We start from the raw sequence: 17811 nt of genomic DNA, 5'->3' as shown, positions 1-17811 counted from the left end.
ACAGGGGTAAAGCGATCAGCCACAAAAAAACCGACAGCGCTGTCGGTTTTTTTGTATCTGCGAAACGCCCCTCAGATCGTCAGCGTCCAGTCGTAATCCACGATCAGCGGCGCATGTTGCGAGAATCGTGGCTGGCGCGGCAAGCGGGCGCTACGCACGAAACGGCGCAGGCCGGGCGTCAGCAACTGGTAGTCGAAACGCCAACCGAGGTTGAGCATCTCGGCCTGTTCGTTGTCCGGCCACCAGCTGTACTGGTCGCCTTCGCGGCTGACTTCGCGCAGGGCATCGACATAGCCCATGTTGCCGATGATCTCGTCCATCCAGGCCCGTTCAGGCGCCAGGAAACCCGGAGATTGCTGGCTGTCGCGCCAGTTCTTGATGTCCAGCTTCTGTTGCGCCACGTACAGCGAGCCACAATAGATGTACTCGCGACGTTTGCGCCGCTGCTTATCCAGGTAACGGGCGAAATCGTCCATCAACTTGAATTTCTGATTCAAATCTTCATCGCCGTTCTGCCCCGAAGGGAGCAATAAGGTCGCGATGCTGACCTTGTCGAAATCGGCTTGCAGGTAGCGCCCGTAGCGGTCCGCCGTCTCGAAACCGAGACCGTTGATGACAGCCTTCGGTTGCAGCCGCGAGTACAGAGCCACGCCACCCTGGGCGGGGACTTCGGCATCGCAGGCATAAAGGAAGTAACCATCCAGTTGGAAGGCTGCATCATCCAGTTCAAAGGCGGAGGCGCGGGTGTCCTGCAGGCAGATGACGTCGGCATTCTGTGCTTGCAGCCAACTGAGCAAACCTCGCTCCACTGCAGCCTGAATACCATTGACGTTCACACTGATGATCCGCATAAATGGCCCCAAAAATCACGTGCGTGTATGATACACGCCGTGTACCTATTTAGCTAAATCCGCGGTATTTGAGGCTTTTTTTCATGCAGGCGTATCAGCGCGATTTCATTCGCTTTGCCATCGATCGCGGGGTTTTGCGCTTCGGTGAGTTCACCCTCAAGTCCGGGCGCACGAGCCCGTACTTCTTCAACGCCGGCCTGTTCAACAGCGGTTCCGCCCTGGCCCAGCTGGGGCGTTTCTATGCGGCGGCCATTGTCGAGAGCGGCATCCCGTTCGACGTGCTGTTCGGCCCGGCCTACAAAGGCATCCCGCTGGCCGCCACCACCGCCGTCGCCCTGGCCGAACATCACGACCGCGACCTGCCCTGGTGCTTCAACCGCAAGGAAGCCAAGGCCCACGGTGAAGGTGGCAGCCTGGTGGGCGCGCCGCTGACCGGTGACGTGCTGATCATCGACGACGTGATCACCGCCGGCACCGCCATCCGTGAAGTGATGCAGATCATCGCTTCCCAGGATGGCGCCAAGGCCGCCGGCGTGCTGATTGCGCTGAACCGTCAGGAGCGTGGCAACGGCGAGCTGTCGGCGATCCAGGAAGTGGAGCGTGACTTCGGCATTCCGGTCATCAGCATCGTTTCGCTGACCCAGGTTCTGGAGTTTTTGGCCGACGACCCGCAGCTCAAGCAGCATTTGCCGGCGGTCGAGGCTTATCGGGCGCAGTTCGGCGTCTGATCGGCTTGTACATTCCCCGGTGGGAGCGAGCCTGCTCGCGATAGCGGCGGATCAGTCAGCATCAGTGTTGAAGTCCATTCCGCCATCGCGAGCAGGCTCGCTCCCACAGGGGGTATTTCGCAGGTGGCCGGTGCAAAAAAGACCCCGCTCAGCCAGGCTGAGCGGGGTCTTTTTTTTTGGGGTGTGGCTTATGGACGCTTGCGATTACTGATCAACGTACCCACGCCAGTATCGGTAAAGATCTCCAGCAGGATCGCATTCGGCACCCGGCCGTCGATGATCAGCGAGCTGCCGACGCCGCCTTGCACCGCTTCCAGTGCGCAACGGATCTTCGGCAGCATGCCGCCGTAGATGGTGCCGTCCGCGATCAGATCGTCGACCTGTTGGGTCGACAGGCCGGTCAGGACTTTGCCCGACTTGTCCATCAGGCCGGCGATGTTGGTCAGCAGCATCAGCTTTTCAGCTTTCAGTGCTTCGGCGACCTTGCCGGCCACCAGGTCGGCGTTGATGTTGTACGACTCGCCGTTGGCGCCCACGCCGATAGGCGCGATCACCGGGATGAAATCGCCCTTGACTAGCAGGTTCAGCAGGTCGGTATTGATCCCGACCACTTCGCCTACCTGGCCGATGTCGATGATTTCCGGCTGGGTCATTTCCGGCGTCTGGCGGGTGACGGTGAGTTTCTTCGCCCGGATCAGCTCGGCATCTTTACCGGTCAGGCCGATGGCGCTGCCGCCATGGCGGTTGATCAGGTTGACGATGTCTTTGTTGACCTGGCCGCCGAGGACCATTTCCACCACGTCCATGGTCTGCGCGTCGGTGACGCGCATGCCATCGATGAAGTGGCTTTCGATCGCCAGGCGCTTGAGCAGGTCGCCGATTTGCGGGCCACCGCCATGCACTACCACCGGGTTGATGCCCACGGCTTTCATCAGCACGATGTCGCGGGCGAAGCCGGTCTTGAGCTCCTCGCTTTCCATCGCGTTGCCGCCATATTTGATCACCAGGGTCTTGCCGACGTAGCGTCGGATATAAGGCAACGCTTCGGACAGGACCTTGGCGGTGTTGGTGGCGGCTTCGCGTTCGAGGGTCATTCAGGGCTCCAGTGGCGCTTCAAAAAATCAAAACGGTAGTTGAAGATCGGGTGCAACACGTTTGAGTTGGGTGTGGAACACATCCTTGATGCGCTGCAACTCGGCTTCGTTATCGGCCTCGAAACGCAGGACCAGCACCGGCGTGGTGTTGGACGCGCGAACCAGGCCCCAGCCGTGGGGATAGTCGACCCGCACACCATCGATGGTGGTCAGTTCGGCCCCTTCGCCCCATTGAGCGTCGTGCAGTGCATCAATGATGCTGAATTTGCTCTCTTCGGTCACATGGATATTGATTTCCGGCGTAGAAATATCGTTCGGGAAGGTCGCGAACAGGTCTTCGGCGCTGGATTGTTCCTTGCTGAGGATCTCCAGCAGGCGTGCCGCGCTATAGATGCCGTCGTCGAAGCCGAACCAGCGCTCCTTGAAGAAGATGTGGCCGCTCATCTCGCCGGCCAGCAGGGCGCCGCTCTGCTTCATTTTCTTCTTGATCAACGAATGGCCGGTCTTCCACATCAGCGCACGACCGCCATATTCCTTGATCAGTGGGACCAGGCGCCGGGTGCATTTAACGTCGAAGATGATTTCGGCATTCGGATTGCGCGCCACCACGTCGCGAGCGAACAGCATCAACAGGCGGTCGGGGAACACCACGCTGCCGGTGTTGGTCACCACGCCGACGCGGTCGCCGTCGCCGTCGAAGGCCAGGCCCAGGTCGGCATTGGTTTCCTTGACCTTGGCGATCAGGTCTTCGAGGTTTTCCAGTTTGCCCGGGTCCGGATGGTGGTTGGGGAAGTTGCCGTCCACCTCGCAGAACAGCGGGATGACCTCGCAGTTCAGGGCTTCGATCAGTTGCGGGGCGATCACGCCGGCCGCGCCGTTGCCGCAATCGACCACCACTTTCAGGCGGCGGGCCAGCTTTACGTCCTTGACGATTTCGTCACTGTAGCGCTCGAGGATGTCGACTTTGGTGACAGTGCCCTTGCCGCTGCTCAGGTCGTTGGTCTTGAGGCGGGTATGCAGGGCCTGGATCTGCTCGTTGGCGAGGGTGTCGCCGGCGATGACGATCTTGAAGCCGTTGTAGTTCGACGGGTTGTGGCTGCCGGTGAGCATCACGCCGGATTTGCCGGCCAGTACGTTGGCGGCGTAATACAGGGCCGGGGTCGGTACCAGGCCAACGTCGCTGACATGGCAGCCGCTGTCGGCAACGCCCTTGATCAACTGCTCGACCAGCTCGGGGCCGGACAAGCGGCCATCGCGGCCGACGCACACGTTCGGTTCGCCCTGGGCCAGGCTCTGGGAGCCAATGGCGCGGCCGATCCAGTAGGCGGTTTCGCCAGTCAGGGTTTCCGGCACGACGCCACGGATGTCGTAGGCGCGGAAGATGCTGTCAGGAAAGATCGGTGCGATTGCGGCTGGGGTGTTCATGGGCGGGACGCTCTATTCAGAAGGTGACTGGACAGGCCGGCGGTCAGCGCCGGCAGGCTCAAGCTGAAGGGTATGACGGCGTTTTTGACAGAGAGTTCGTGGTGGGAAAATGCCATGAGACAGCGTTACCCTGGCCTCGCTCGCCTAATACCTTGATTCCGGATGGGAAACCTAGCAGAAAGCCATTGCGCATTTTTTGCCCTGAAACAGTAGCTTAATAAACCGGCCGGGCAGTGCGCCCGGCCTGTCCCACCGGTCAGTGGCTGCCGGAATGTCCGAAACCGCCTGCGCCGCGCTGGCTCTCGTCGAATTCTTCGACCAGTTCGAAGTGGGCCTGGACCACCGGTACCAGCACTAGCTGGGCAATGCGCTCGCCCACGGCGATGTTGAATGTCGTATGGCCACGGTTCCAGCATGACACCATCAGTTCGCCCTGATAGTCGGAGTCGATCAGCCCCACCAGGTTGCCCAGCACGATGCCGTGCTTATGACCCAGGCCCGAGCGTGGCAGGATCAGTGCGGCCAGGCCCGGATCAGCGATGTACACCGACAGGCCGGTGGGAATCAGCAAGGTCTGGCCCGGCTCCAGGACGGTGTCCTGTTTGAGCATCGCCCGCAGGTCGAGGCCGGCGGAGCCCGGTGTGGCGTATTGCGGCAGCGGGAATTCGCTGCCGATGCGAGGGTCGAGGATCTTGGCTTGTAGCGCGTGCATGTCAATTAAACCTGGTTCAGCCGTTCGGCGATGAAAGTGATCAGCTGGCGGGCGATCTTGCCTTTGCTGGTCTGGGCGAAAAGGGTGGCGTGCAACTGGCGGTCGATCACGCTGCAGGCGTTTTCTTCGCTGTTGAAGCCGATGCTCGGGTTGGCGACGTCGTTGGCGACGATCAAGTCCAGATTCTTGTCCTTGAGCTTGCGCGCGGCGTAATCGAGCAGGTTTTCGGTTTCGGCGGCGAAGCCGACACTGAAAGGGCGGTCGGGACGGGTGGCGATGGTGGCAAGAATATCCGGGTTGCGGACCATTTGTAATAACAGGCCGTCGCCGCTCGTAGGGTCTTTCTTCAATTTTTGCGGGGCAATGACCTCAGGGCGGTAGTCCGCTACCGCGGCCGAGGCGATGAACAGGTCGCAGGGGATGGCCGCTTCGCAGGCTGCGAGCATGTCCCGGGCGCTGACTACGTCGATGCGGGTCACCCGATCCGGCGTCGGCAGGTGCACGGGGCCGGTGATCAGTGTCACCCGGGCGCCGGCTTCCACCGCGGCCTCGGCCAGGGCGAAGCCCATTTTTCCGGAACTGTGGTTGGTGATGTAGCGCACCGGGTCGATGTTTTCCTGGGTCGGTCCGGCGGTAATCAGCACGTGCTTGCCGGTCAGGGCGTGGCGCTGGAAGCAGTCGGCGGCACATTGGGCCAGGTCGGTGGCTTCGAGCATGCGGCCCATACCGACATCGCCGCAGGCCTGGCTGCCGGAGGCCGGGCCAAAGACTTTCAGGTCGCGGCTTTCGAGCAGTTGCAGGTTGGCCTGGGTGGCCGGATCGCGCCACATGGCCTGGTTCATGGCCGGTGCGACGGCGACCACGGCGTCGGTGGCGAGTACCAGGGTGGTCAGCAGATCATTGGCGATGCCTTGGGCCAGGCGGGCAATGAGGTCGGCGGTGGCCGGGGCGATCAGCACCAGGTCGGCCCACTTGGCCAGTTCGATATGACCCATGGCGGCTTCGGCCGCCGGGTCGAGCAGATCCAGGTGGACCGGGTGCCCGGACAGGGCCTGCATGGTCAGGGGGGTGATGAACTCACTGCCGCCACGGGTCATGACGACGCGCACTTCCGCGCCCTGGTCGATCAGCCTGCGAACCAGCTCGGCGCTCTTGTAGGCGGCAATGCCGCCGCCGACGCCCAGAACGATGCGTTTCCGATACAGCCGCTGCATAAGCCTGCCTTTGGATTTCAGTGGTCAATACAGGACGAACTTCTCGACAGCAGCCTGCCAGGGTGCAAATCGCCTGCAAAAAAGATGGGCTACGATATCACAGCGACCGCTATGGAACAGCGGCGCGCCACTGACCAGGAGGTCCTATGAGTATTCGTGATTGGCCGGCGGCGGAGCGTCCGCGGGAGAAGTTATTGGAATTGGGTTCGGCGAGCCTTTCGGATGCCGAACTGCTGGCGATCTTCCTGCGCACCGGTGTGTCCGGGAAAAGCGCGGTGGACCTGGCTCGACACCTGCTGCATCAATTCGGTTGCCTGCGGGTTCTGCTGGAAGCCGACATGCGCACCTTCAGCGCGCAACTGGGGCTGGGCCCGGCGAAATTTGCCCAGTTGCAAGCGGTCCTGGAAATGGGGCGTCGACATTTGGCCGAGGACTTGCGGCGAGAGTCGGTGCTGGAGAGCCCGCTGGTGGTGCGTGATTATCTCAAGGCCATGTTGCGGCACGAACCCCATGAGGTGTTCGGCTGCCTGTTCCTCGACTCCCGGCACCGGGTGCTGGCCTACGAAGCGCTGTTTCGCGGTTCCATCGACAGCGCCAGCGTCTATCCCCGGCAGGTGGTCAAACGCGCCCTGGCCCACAATGCCGCCGCGCTGATCCTGTGCCACAACCATCCTTCCGGCAACACCGAGCCCAGCCAGGCTGATCGGGTGCTCACCGAGCGACTTCAAGAAGCGCTGGAGCTGATTGATGTGCGGGTGCTCGATCACTTCATCGTCGGTGATGGGGAGCCGCTGTCGATGGCGGAGTATGGGTGGATGTGAAGCAGCGGCAAGCTTTCAGCTTCAAGCTGCAAGTTCAGAGCGGGGTGTGATCTGCTCTTGAGCTTGCAGCTTGCAGCTTGCAGCTTACGGCTTGAGGCTGACCTTCGAATAATCCTGGCGCCCGAACGGGCTGACGGCATAACCCTGCAGGTCCTTGCGAACCAGGGCGAACGCGGTCGGGTGGGCCAGTGGTAGCCACAGGGCCTGCTGCTGGATCTGTGCCTGGGCCTGTTCATAGAGCTTGGTGCGCACGCCCTGTTCACCGGTGGTCTTGCCGGCGCTGATCAGCTTGTCCAGGTCCTGGTTGCAATAACGGGCGAAGTTGGTCCCGGACTTGACCGCCGCGCAGGAAAACTGCGGCGTCAGGAAGTTGTCCGGGTCGCCGTTGTCGCCGGCCCAGCCCATGAACAGCAGGTCATGCTCGCCGGCCTTGGCGCGACGGATCAGCTCGCCCCATTCGATCACCCGGATCTCGGCCTGGATGCCGACTTCTGCCAGGTCAGATTGCAGCAACTGCGCGCCGAGGCTGGGGTTGGGGTTCAGCAGGCTGCCGGAAGGACGGGTCCAGATCGTGGTCTGGAACCCTTCCTTCAAGCCGGCCTTGGCCAGCAGCTCACGGGCCTTGGCCGGGTCATGGGCATAGCCGGGCAGGTTCCTGGCGTAGCTCCAGGTGTTTGGCGGGTAGGGGCCGTTGGCCGCTTCGGCGGTGCCTTCGAAGACGGTCTTGAGGTAGCTGGCTTTGTCGAAGGCAAGGTTGATGGCCTGGCGTACCTCTGGCTTGTCCAGGGGAGGATGCTGGCTGTTGATCGCCACGAAAGCGGTCATGAAGGCATCGGTCTGTTCCACCTTCAGGGTCGCTTCCTGCCGGGCGGCCTGCACGTCCAAAGGCTTGGGCGAGAGGGCGATCTGGCATTCGTTGCGCCGCAGTTTCTGCAGGCGCACGTTTGCATCCGGCGTAATGGCAAAGATCAGCGGGTCGACCTGGGGTTTGCCGGCGAAGTAATCGTTGTTGGCCTTGTAGCGAATCGAGGCGTCCTTCTGGAACCGGCTGAAGATGAACGGGCCGGTGCCGATGGGCTGGTTGTTGAGTTTTTCCGGTGTGCCGGCCTTCATCAATTGATCGGCGTATTCAGCCGAATAGATCGAGGCGAAGCCCATGCTCAGCGTGGCCAGGAACGTGGAGTCCGCATGATCGAGGGTAAAGCGCACGGTCAGTGGGTCCAGGGCGTCGATTTTCTTGATCAGCGCCGGCAGCTGCATGGACTGGGCGTGCGGGAAGCCGCTCTGGGCGACTTTATGCCAGGGATTGGCGGGGTCCAGCATGCGTTCGAAGCTGAACTTCACGTCTTCGGCGCTCAGGTCACGATGGGGCGTGAAATATTCGGTCTGGTGAAACCTGACCTTTGGACGCAGGTTGAACACGTAGGTCAGCCCATCGGTCGAGACGTCCCAGCGCTCGGCCAGGCTGGGGACTACCTTGCCGCTGGCGGTGTCGAAATCCACCAGTCGGTTCATCAGGACATCGGCAGAAGCATTGGTGGTCGTCAGCGAATTGTATTGGACGACATCGAATCCCTCCGGACTGGCCTCGGTGCAGACGCTCAGGGCGGCGGCCTGGGCCAATGGGCTGATCAGCAGAGGGGCGAGCAACAGTGAGAGGGCAGCGAGGCGCATGATCGGGTTTCCTTGTCAGGTCGAAGGCCCATCTGCGAGTGCAGTCTGGAAAAGGCCTACCCTAGTGGGCTCGTTGCCAAATGACTATCCCCTTTTTGCTTTTTCCGGCACCCTGCGCCAGCGCATTGAGGCGTTAGAACCTGTCGACATTGAAAAAAACCGGATGCCGCGACGAGCGGTCACAGCCATCGCCAGCCCTTGCCGCAGCCGTTCGGCACGGTTGCCCGAGGTTTCCAGGTTAAGACAAATCACACGGGATGTTGTTGCACCGAGGTCTTTCTGGTATAAAGCAGCGCTCTTTTCTAGGGGCCCGGTTCCTTCACTGTAGGTGTAGCCGGTAAGACCCTTAAAGAAACGCGGCGCCTGGCGCCAAATGACTGAGAGATTAAGCGGCCAACCCATGCCGGGTTGGGCATGTGGTTTTAGAGGGCTGAGGCATGTCTAGAGTCTGTCAAGTTACCGGTAAGGGTCCGGTGACTGGGAATAACATTTCCCACGCAAACAACAAAACCCGTCGTCGTTTCCTGCCGAACCTGCAGCATCACCGCTTCTGGGTTGAGTCCGAGAAACGTTTTGTACGTCTGCGCGTATCTGCCAAAGGCATGCGTATCATCGACAAGCGCGGCATTGATGTCGTGCTGGCCGAACTTCGCCGCGATGGCAAGGTTTAAGGGAGCTAATCATGCGTGAATTGATTCGTTTGATCTCGAGCGCCGGTACTGGTCACTTCTACACTACCGACAAGAACAAGCGTACTACCCCGGACAAAATCGAGATCAAGAAATATGATCCGGTTGTTCGCAAGCACGTGATCTACAAGGAAGGCAAAATCAAGTAATTGATTTTTCCCTCTTTACAAAAAAGGCCCGTATCGTGAGATACGGGCCTTTTTTGTTGCTGGCTTCCAGCCCTGATCCAATCCCTGTGGGGGCGAGCCTGCTCGCGATGGGGTCAGTCCGGCCAACGAAAACTCAAGCCTTCTGCTCAAACACCACATAAATCTTGCGGCACGGCTCCAGCACTTCCCAGGTGCCCTTGAAGCCCGCTGGAATCACAAAGCGGTCGCCTGCGCGCAATGTCTTGGCATTGCCGTCGTTGTCCCGCAGCACGGACACCCCCTGGACGATTTCGCAATATTCATGCTCGGTGTAGTTGACCATCCACTGGCCGACCGCGCCTTCCCAGACCCCGGCATTCATTTGCCCGCAGGGACTGTTGTAGTGGTTGAACACAGCTTGTTCGGGATCGCCCTTGAGAACCTTTGCCGGGTCCGGGCGATAGCGATCGGCGACGGTGCTGGCTTGGCTGAAGTCGACGATGTCCTCGATGCTCATTTCCGTAATCCCCGGTGATTGCTTGGAAGGTTCGAGTCTATGTTTATTAAAACGAACATCGCAAGGCTGTTTACCGCTCTTGTGTCAAATATATTGAAACTTGAGGGGCGGCTGGTTTAGGGTGGCGGGTGCCCTATGCCGAAAATGTGCGCCTGAACAGGCTGGCCGGGCAGAATTCCTAAGTGTTGCATCCCTTGTAACGCTCACACCCAATAAGAGGAGGACACTCGCATGACCACCCTGACTCGTGCCGACTGGGAACAACGCGCCCGCGATTTGACCATCGAAGGCCGCGCGTTCATCAGCGGCGAATACACCGATGCGGTGTCCGGCGAAACCTTCGATTGCCTCAGTCCGGTCGATGGCCGTTTGCTGGGCAAGGTCGCCAGCTGTGATGCTGCCGACGCCCAGCGTGCGGTCGAAAACGCGCGTGCGGTCTTCAATTCCGGTGTCTGGTCACGCCTGGCGCCGAGCAAACGCAAAGCCACCATGATTCGTTTCGCCAGCCTGCTCAAGCAGCACGTCGAAGAGCTGGCCTTGCTCGAAACTCTGGACATGGGCAAGCCGATCAGCGATTCCCTGAACATCGATGTGCCCGGTGCGGCACAGGCGTTGAGCTGGAGCGGGGAAGCCATCGACAAGCTCTACGACGAAGTGGCGTCGACCCCCCACGACCAGTTGGGCTTGGTTACCCGCGAGCCCGTCGGTGTGGTGGGCGCTATCGTGCCGTGGAACTTTCCGCTGTTGATGGCCTGCTGGAAGCTCGGTCCGGCCTTGTCCACCGGTAACTCTGTAGTCCTCAAGCCGTCGGAAAAATCCCCGCTGACTGCCATCCGCATTGCCGCACTGGCCGTCGAAGCCGGGATTCCGAAAGGCGTGCTCAACGTGCTGCCAGGCTATGGCCATACGGTCGGCAAGGCTCTGGCCCTGCACATGGATGTCGACACGCTGGTGTTCACCGGTTCCACCAAGATCGCCAAGCAACTGATGATCTACTCCGGCGAATCCAACATGAAGCGCATCTGGTTGGAGGCCGGCGGCAAGAGCCCGAATATCGTGTTCGCCGACGCTCCGGACCTGCAGGCCGCCGCTGAAGCCGCGGCCAGCGCCATTGCATTCAACCAGGGCGAAGTCTGCACCGCCGGCTCGCGACTGTTGGTGGAACGCTCCATCAAGGACACCTTCCTGCCGTTGGTGATCGAGGCCCTCAAGGGCTGGAAACCGGGCAACCCGCTGGACCCGGCGACGAATGTCGGTGCCCTGGTCGATACCCAGCAGATGAATACCGTGTTGTCCTACATCGAAGCCGGGCACAGCGACGGCGCCAAGCTCGTGGCCGGTGGCAAGCGGATCCTTGAGGAAACCGGTGGCACCTATGTCGAGCCGACGATTTTCGACGGCGTCAGCAACGCCATGAAAATTGCCCAGGAGGAGATTTTTGGTCCGGTGTTGTCAGTGATCGCTTTCGATACGGCCGAGGAGGCCATCCAGATTGCCAACGACACGCCTTATGGCCTGGCGGCGGCGGTATGGACCCGGGACATCTCCAAGGCCCACCTGACCGCCAAGGCCTTGCGCGCCGGCAGCGTGTGGGTGAACCAGTACGATGGCGGCGACATGACCGCGCCATTCGGTGGCTTCAAGCAGTCGGGTAACGGTCGCGACAAGTCGCTGCACGCCTTCGACAAATACACCGAGCTGAAGTCGACCTGGATCAAGCTGTAACAGCGCAACGCTGATCTCTCTTGTGGGAGCGGGCTTGCTCGCGAAAGCGGTTTCACATTCAACGACTGAGTTGACTGACCCAGCCTTCGCGAGCAAGCCCGCTCCCACATTTGCTTTGCGTAGGACTTGAAATGTAAATACCCACAGGAGCATGGAAATGCGTTGGGCGACTTATTTCGCCGTGTTGGCCTCTGTCCTGAGCGTCGGCCTTGCCCTGGGGGTCAGCATGCCGCTGGTGTCGCTGCGCCTGGAGGGCTGGGGTTATGGTTCGTTCGCCATTGGCGTGATGGCGGCCATGCCCGCCGTTGGGGTGTTGCTCGGGGCCAAGGTATCGAGTCGTCTGGCGGCGCGGTTTGGGACGGCAAACCTGATGCGCCTGTGCCTGTGGGGCGGAGCGGTGTCCATCGGATTGCTGGCGTTGTTGCCCAGTTACCTGGTCTGGCTGGTGCTGCGGCTGGTGATCGGGGTGGTCCTGACCCTGGTGTTCATTCTCGGTGAGAGCTGGATCAATCAACTGGTGGTTGAACAATGGCGTGGCCGGCTTGTGGCGCTGTATGGCGCCAGTTATGCCCTCAGCCAGCTGTCCGGTCCGCTGTTGCTCGGCGCGCTGGGTACCGTGCACGACTACGGATTCTGGGTGGGCGTCGGCCTGCTGCTGGTGGCACCGTTGCTGTTGCTCGGTCGCAGCGGTGCGCCCTCCAGTGAAGCCGGTAGCGTCACTTTTGGCGATTTGTGGGCTTTTTGCCGGGGGCTGCCGGCGATCGCATGGGCGGTGTCGTTATTCGCGGCTTTCGAGGCGATGATCCTGACGTTGCTGCCGGTGTATTGCCTGCGCCAGGGGTTCAGTGCCGATGTCGCGCTGGCAATGGTCAGCACCGTGGTGGTCGGTGATGCATTGTTGCAACTGCCCATTGGCGCCTTGGCCGATCATGTGTCTCGGCGAGCCTTGCTCACGGGCTGCGCGGTGGCGCTGACCTTATCCAGCCTGGCGGTGCCGTTGTTGATCGATACCTTACTGATCTGGCCGCTGTGGGTGCTGTTCGGTGCCAGCGCGGGTGGTTTGTTCACCTTGTCGTTGATCCTGATCGGTGAGCGTTACCGCGACGATGCGCTGGTGCGAGCCAATGCCCATATTGCCCAGCTATGGGGAATCGGTTGCCTGGTAGGCCCTTTGGTGGCGGGAGCGGGCAGCCAATGGATCAGCGGACATGCGTTGCCGTTGTTCATGGCGGCGGGGGCGTTCGGTCTGGTGATTCTGTTGTTGCGTCAGGGGGCGTTCGGGGCTACGCAACCCGCCTGAAAACCCTGGGGCGAGGGAGCTTTTTGTGGCGAGGGGGAGCGCCTACAGCATCCGCTCCAACCCCACCGTTGTCGCAAACCAGGCATTGAACCGGCGCCACCAGCTACCGGGTTCACGATCCAGGTCGTGGAGTTTGCCGTTGTCTTCGGTGGTCCAGACGAGTTTTCCATCTTTCAGTCGCGCCTGGTAACTCAGGGCCGGTGCCATGCCCTGCAAGGCCAGGTCACGGACCTGGCCGGCGAGTTCAGGGCTGTCCACCAACACGCCAACCTCGGTGTTCCACAGCACTGAGCGTGGGTCGAAATTGAATGAGCCGATGAATGATTTCTGCTGGTCAAAAATGATCGCCTTGCTGTGCAGGCTCGAGTCCGATTCGCCGTAGGACTTGCTGTAGAACAGGTGAGGGCTGCTGCCACCCGTATCCCCGGGTTGGCGCCGCAACTCGAACAGCCGCACGCCATGCTGCAGCAGCGCCTTGCGATAGGGCGCGTAACCGCCGTGCACCGCCGGCACGTCGGTGGCCTCCAGGGAGTTGGTCAGCAGGCTGACCGACACGCCGGCATCGGCGCGGCTGGTCAGGTACACCAACCCAGGCTGTCCCGGCACGAAATAAGCCGAGATCATGATCAGTTCCTTGCTGACCCCCGCCAGTTCAGGGCTCAGTTGCGTGGTCAACAGCAGGTGCGGATCGGGCTCGTCCTTGGCCAGGACCTTGCTGGGCGCATCCCACAGCGCCTGGTTCCAGGCCCAGACCAACTCGTTGCGCCAGATATCCAGCCGCGGCTGGGTCCGGTAGGCGGCCAACTGCTGGTACAGCGCGTGATTCTCCTTTTGCGTCTGTTCCAGGGACTCTTGCAGGCGCAGGCGGCTGTTGGCCAGGTCCTTGGCGGTGGGCCGATGGGACAGGAATTGTTCGATGGGCTTGCTCAGGGCGCTGTTCCAGTACTGATCGAAACTGTGCCCCAACTGTTCAGCCACCGGACCGACGCCGAGCAGGTCGATATCCGTGAAGTTCAGGTGAGGCTCGGCATCGAAGTATTCATCCCCCAGGTTGCGCCCGCCGACGATGGCCATGCTGTTGTCCGCCAGCCAAAGCTTGTTGTGCATCCGCCGATGTTGCAGCGAAAGGTTGAACAAACGGCCGAGGCTGCGGGTCACGCCGGTGGCGCGTCCCAGGTGCAACGGGTTGAACAGGCGGATCTGGATCCGCGGATGAGCACCGAGGGTCGAAATGATTTGCTCCTGGCCATCGCTGGTGGTGTCGTCCAGCAGGATCCGCACACGCACGCCCCGGTCGGCGGCCTTGAGCACCTCGTCCACCAGCATCCGGGTGCTGATGCCGTCGTGAACGATGTAGTACTGCAGGTCGAGGCTGCTTTGCGCGTTGCGAATCAGCTCGGCCCGGGCGGTAAAGGCATCGGTACTGTTGGAGAGCAGACGAAACCCCGAGCGTCCTTCGTGGGGTGCGGCCTGGGTCTGGACGGAGCGTCCGAATGAAGATTCGGAGGCAGGCAGTGCCTGGGAGGGCTCGCGGGTGATATCAACGCTGGCACAGCCTCCCGACAGGGAGGCGACAAGCAGTAGCGTAGGCAGGATCGGTTTGGATCTCACGTAGGATCGTTCCGCTTGTTGGCGTTGATTGACTGTCGGGTGCTGCTTCCCTGAGTAGAATTCAGACGCCGTCGCCTTGGGTTTCGTTCAACAGCGCGATGGCGGCGGTCCCTACCTTGCGCACAGCCTCCTCGATCTGTGCCGTTGGCTTGGCAGCGTAGTTCATTCGCAGGCAATTGCGGTACTTGCCCGATGCCGAAAAAATGCTGCCGACCGCAACCTGCACACCTTTGTCATGCAAGACCCGGTTGAGCTTCAGGGTATCGAAACCTTCGGGCAATTCGACCCACAGCATGAAGCTGCCCCGGGGACGACTGGCGCGGGTGCCTGATGGAAAGTAGCGGCTGACCCAGTCGATCATCACGTCGCGATTACGCTGGTATTGCGTGCGCATCCGGCGCAAATGAGGTTCGAAATGCCTGTTCTTGAGAAACTCGGCGATGGCGATCTGCGGCTGCGGCGCGGTGGAGCCGGTGCTGATGTACTTCATGTGCAGCACCCGTTCCAGATACCGCCCGGGTGCGACCCAGCCCACTCGCAGGCCCGGCGCCAGGGTCTTGGAAAAGGAGCTGCAAAGCAGGACGCGGCCATCCTCGTCGAAGGACTTGATCGTGCGGGGTCGTGGGTAGGTGTAGGCCAGATCCCCATACACATCGTCTTCGATGATCGCCACGTCGAAGCGCTGAGCCAGGGTCAACAACGCGCGTTTGTTCGCTTCCGGCATGATGTAGCCCAGCGGGTTGTTACAGCTGGGCGTCAACTGTATGGCCTTGATCGGCCATTGCTCCAGCGCCAGTTCCAATGCCTCCAGGCTGATGCCGGTAAGCGGGTCGGTGGGGATCTCCATGGCCTTCATGCCCAGGCCCTTGAGGGTTTGCATGGCGCCGTGGAAGCTGGGCGAATCCACCGCGACGATATCGCCTGGTTCGCAGGTGGCGCGAATGCTGACCGACAGCGCTTCGTGGCAGCCGGTGGTGACAATCAGGTCGTTGGCCCCCAACTGACAGCCTGAATCCAGCAACAGGCGGGCAATCTGTTCGCGTAACGCAAGGTTGCCGTAGATGTTGTCGTAATACAGGCCGGGCATGTCTTGCCGACGGCTGATCTGCGCCAGGCTGCGCAGCAGCGGCTTCATGGTCGGCGAATGGATGTCCGGCATGCCGCGCCCCAGTTGCACCACTTCTTTGCGTGGCACGGCGCGAATCAGTTCCAGCACCTGGTCCCACTGTGAAATGTCCACGGGACGCTGGGCCGGACGGCCTATCGCTGGCAAGTCCGGCAGTTCGCGGCTGATCGGGACGAAATAGCCGGACTTGGGTTTCGGCATTGCCAGTCCGTTGTCCTCCAGCACGCGATAGGCCTGCTGCACCGTACTCAGGCTGACGCCATGTTCCGTACTCAAAGCCCGCACCGACGGCAGCCGGTCGCCGGGGCGATAGAAACCCTGTTCGATGCGGGTGCCAAGCAATTCGGCGAGGTTCACGTAGAGGGTCATGGCGCGCTCTCGATAGGTGGGCAACAGGTAACCAATACAGTTGGCCGGTAAAAACAGCATTCAGTGGCAAAAAGGCCTTATCTGTATGCAAATAAAATACAGATGTTGAATCTGTATCGATTCTGGCCGTCCGCGCATCATGAAACCTCTGGCTACCCAAGTAAACAGGAGCGACGAAAATGAACGGCTTGAGCGATGTGCGGCTGACGCTACACAGTCAGGAACTGGAGGCAGGACAGGAAAAGGGACTTCGCGGCGCAAGCTTTCGAACTGCCCCAGCCTGCCTGAGCCGCTGGGACTTGTTCTGGCATCGCCTGCATACACGCCGAGTCTTGCTCGAGCTGACACCCGAACAGTTGCGTGATATCGGGATGAGTCGGCAGCAGGCGCGGGAGGAGGGCTTAAAGCCTTTCTGGCGTAGCTGATCCGTGGCGAGGGGATAAATCCCCTCGCCACAAAAACAACATTAGGCTCACCTATGTGTCATTGGATCAAACCAACTCTTTCAACCTGTGCCATAACATCCCCAACGCCAGCAGCGGTGAGCGCAGGTGCTTGCCGCCGGGGAAGGTGATGTGCGGGACCTGGGCGAACAGATCGAACCCGCCGCCTTGCTGTCCACTGATGGCTTCGGCCAGCAGCTTGCCGGCCAGGTGCGTGGCGTTCACGCCATGGCCGGAATAGGCTTGGGCGAAGTACACGTTGGGCTGGTCTTTGAGTCGGCCGATCTGCGGTAGGCGGTTGGCGCCGATGCCGATCATCCCGCCCCATTGATAGTCGATCTTCACGTGTGCCAACTGCGGGAAGACCTTGAGCATTTTCGGACGCATATAAGCGGCAATGTCCTGCGGGTTGCGGCCCGAATAATGGCAGGCGCCGCCGAACAGCAAGCGGCGATCCGCCGAAAGCCGGTAGTAATCCAGCGCCACCCTCTGGTCACAGACCGCCATGTTCTGTGGCAACAACGCCTGGGCCTGAGCCTGGCTCAAAGGCTCAGTGGCGATGATGTAGCTGCCAGCGGGCAGTACCTTGCCGCTCAATTCCTTGTTGAGGCCGTTGAGGTAGGCATTGCAACCGAGCACCAGGGTCTTGGCGCGAACCGAGCCATGCTCGGTATGCACCTGCACTTCAGGGCCGTAATCGATCCGGGTCACCGCCGATTGCTCGAACAACCTGACCCCTAGCCGCTGCGCGGCGTCGGCTTCGCCCAAGGCCAGGTTCAGCGGGTGCAAATGCCCGGAGCCCATGTCGATCAGGCCACCGACATAGCGGTCCGAGCCGACCACGCTGTGCATCTCATGGGCTTGCAGCAGCCGGGTCGGGTGACGATAGCCCAGGCTGCGCAGTTCCTCGGCGTCCTCGGCGAAGCCTTCCAGGTCGGCGGGTTTGTTGGCGAGGTCGCAGTACCCCCAGGTGAGATCGCAAGCGATCTGAAAACGCTCGACGCGCTGCCGGACGATTTCCACTGCCTCAAGGCCCATGAGTTTCATCTGGCGGACGCCCTCGGTACCGATCACCGGAGCGAACTGATCCAGGCCATGGCCGACACCGCGGATCAACTGGCCGCCGTTACGCCCACTGGCCCCCCAGCCGATCTTGTGTGCTTCCAGCAACACGACGCTCATGCCGCGCTCGGCCAGTTCGATGGCCGTGTTCAGCCCCGAGAACCCGCCACCGACCACGCAGACATCCGCCAACAGCTCGCCTTGCAGCAACGGATGGTCCGGTTGCGGCAGGCTGCTGGCGGCGTAGTAAGAGGCGGCGTGCGCGTGGCTCGGGACCGGTTGCTGAACACGGGCGTTCATGTGCGTAATCCTGATTATTGTG

16 protein-coding genes and 1 pseudogene are annotated in these 17811 nt (G+C 61.1%); 7 read left to right on the top strand and 10 right to left on the bottom strand.

The annotated features are described in order from the left end of the window. Positions 1-71: 71 nt before the first annotated feature. Positions 72-851 (bottom strand): exodeoxyribonuclease III, encoded by a 780-nt coding sequence (locus FBX99_RS22675; RefSeq protein WP_013694557.1) that lies wholly within the window; start codon positions 849-851, stop codon positions 72-74. A gap of 83 nt (positions 852-934) precedes the next feature. On the opposite strand from FBX99_RS22675, the gene pyrE reads away from it, so the two are divergent. Further along, positions 935-1579 carry an orotate phosphoribosyltransferase gene (pyrE, locus tag FBX99_RS22670; protein ID WP_047702586.1) on the top strand — a complete coding sequence of 215 codons (645 nt, stop codon included), beginning with the start codon at positions 935-937 and terminating at the stop codon, positions 1577-1579. 188 nt (positions 1580-1767) lie between these two features. Here the strand turns inward: pyrE and argB are convergent, their stop codons facing one another. The 4 genes and pseudogenes from argB to coaBC form a co-directional block, all read right to left on the bottom strand. Beyond that, a complete protein-coding gene (argB, locus tag FBX99_RS22660) occupies positions 1768-2673 on the bottom strand; it encodes an acetylglutamate kinase (RefSeq protein ID WP_144926910.1) in 906 nt (301 codons plus the stop codon). A 27-nt stretch (positions 2674-2700) separates the two neighbouring features. Further along, positions 2701-4104, bottom strand: a pseudogene (locus FBX99_RS22655) (phosphomannomutase/phosphoglucomutase); the annotation flags it as partial. Between the two features lie 250 nt (positions 4105-4354). Continuing rightward, complete coding sequence (gene dut, locus FBX99_RS22650; protein ID WP_144926904.1) at positions 4355-4810, bottom strand: dUTP diphosphatase; 456 nt, start codon at positions 4808-4810, stop codon at positions 4355-4357. 5 nt (positions 4811-4815) lie between these two features. After that, positions 4816-6024: a bifunctional phosphopantothenoylcysteine decarboxylase/phosphopantothenate--cysteine ligase CoaBC gene (gene coaBC / locus FBX99_RS22645; RefSeq protein ID WP_041022862.1), complete on the bottom strand. Its 1209-nt coding sequence runs from the start codon at positions 6022-6024 to the stop codon at positions 4816-4818. Between the two features lie 146 nt (positions 6025-6170). Here coaBC and radC point away from each other — a divergent pair, with 146 nt between their 5' ends. Then, positions 6171-6845, top strand: a complete 675-nt coding sequence (gene radC / locus FBX99_RS22640) for a DNA repair protein RadC (protein WP_144926901.1) — start codon at positions 6171-6173, stop codon at positions 6843-6845. Positions 6846-6929: 84 nt separating this feature from the next. Here radC and FBX99_RS22635 read toward each other — a convergent pair whose 3' ends face one another. Further along, positions 6930-8519, bottom strand: coding sequence for an ABC transporter substrate-binding protein (locus FBX99_RS22635; protein WP_144926898.1), 1590 nt, complete (start codon positions 8517-8519; stop codon positions 6930-6932). A gap of 437 nt (positions 8520-8956) precedes the next feature. Here FBX99_RS22635 and rpmB point away from each other — a divergent pair, with 437 nt between their 5' ends. Both rpmB and rpmG read left to right on the top strand, forming a co-directional pair. Further along, positions 8957-9190 (top strand): 50S ribosomal protein L28, encoded by a 234-nt coding sequence (gene rpmB, locus FBX99_RS22630; RefSeq protein WP_007921114.1) that lies wholly within the window; start codon positions 8957-8959, stop codon positions 9188-9190. An 11-nt stretch (positions 9191-9201) separates the two neighbouring features. Next, entirely contained in the window at positions 9202-9357 is a 156-nt protein-coding gene (gene rpmG / locus FBX99_RS22625; protein WP_003177274.1) for a 50S ribosomal protein L33, read from the top strand. A gap of 133 nt (positions 9358-9490) precedes the next feature. Here the strand turns inward: rpmG and FBX99_RS22620 are convergent, their stop codons facing one another. Beyond that, on the bottom strand, positions 9491-9853 hold the full coding sequence (locus tag FBX99_RS22620) for a cupin domain-containing protein (protein WP_144926895.1): 363 nt from the start codon (positions 9851-9853) through the stop codon (positions 9491-9493). Positions 9854-10084: 231 nt separating this feature from the next. On the opposite strand from FBX99_RS22620, the gene FBX99_RS22615 reads away from it, so the two are divergent. After that, a complete protein-coding gene (locus tag FBX99_RS22615) occupies positions 10085-11578 on the top strand; it encodes an aldehyde dehydrogenase (RefSeq protein WP_145133010.1) in 1494 nt (497 codons plus the stop codon). 157 nt (positions 11579-11735) lie between these two features. Then, complete coding sequence (locus FBX99_RS22610; protein WP_144926889.1) at positions 11736-12878, top strand: MFS transporter; 1143 nt, start codon at positions 11736-11738, stop codon at positions 12876-12878. 42 nt (positions 12879-12920) lie between these two features. Here FBX99_RS22610 and FBX99_RS22605 read toward each other — a convergent pair whose 3' ends face one another. Both FBX99_RS22605 and FBX99_RS22600 read right to left on the bottom strand, forming a co-directional pair. Continuing rightward, positions 12921-14489, bottom strand: coding sequence for a phospholipase D family protein (locus tag FBX99_RS22605; RefSeq protein ID WP_144926886.1), 1569 nt, complete (start codon positions 14487-14489; stop codon positions 12921-12923). A gap of 61 nt (positions 14490-14550) precedes the next feature. Further along, on the bottom strand, positions 14551-15984 hold the full coding sequence (locus tag FBX99_RS22600) for a PLP-dependent aminotransferase family protein (protein ID WP_145133008.1): 1434 nt from the start codon (positions 15982-15984) through the stop codon (positions 14551-14553). Between the two features lie 179 nt (positions 15985-16163). Here FBX99_RS22600 and FBX99_RS22595 point away from each other — a divergent pair, with 179 nt between their 5' ends. Further along, on the top strand, positions 16164-16409 hold the full coding sequence (locus tag FBX99_RS22595; protein ID WP_144926880.1) for a DUF1127 domain-containing protein: 246 nt from the start codon (positions 16164-16166) through the stop codon (positions 16407-16409). Between the two features lie 66 nt (positions 16410-16475). Here the strand turns inward: FBX99_RS22595 and FBX99_RS22590 are convergent, their stop codons facing one another. Beyond that, positions 16476-17789 carry an FAD-binding oxidoreductase gene (locus FBX99_RS22590; protein WP_145133006.1) on the bottom strand — a complete coding sequence of 438 codons (1314 nt, stop codon included), beginning with the start codon at positions 17787-17789 and terminating at the stop codon, positions 16476-16478. Between the last annotated feature and the right edge of the window lie 22 nt (positions 17790-17811).

This window comes from Pseudomonas sp. SJZ074, from assembly GCF_007828215.1.
Classification (GTDB): Bacteria; Pseudomonadota; Gammaproteobacteria; order Pseudomonadales; family Pseudomonadaceae; genus Aquipseudomonas.
This window is presented reverse-complemented; position numbering and strand designations above follow the sequence as displayed.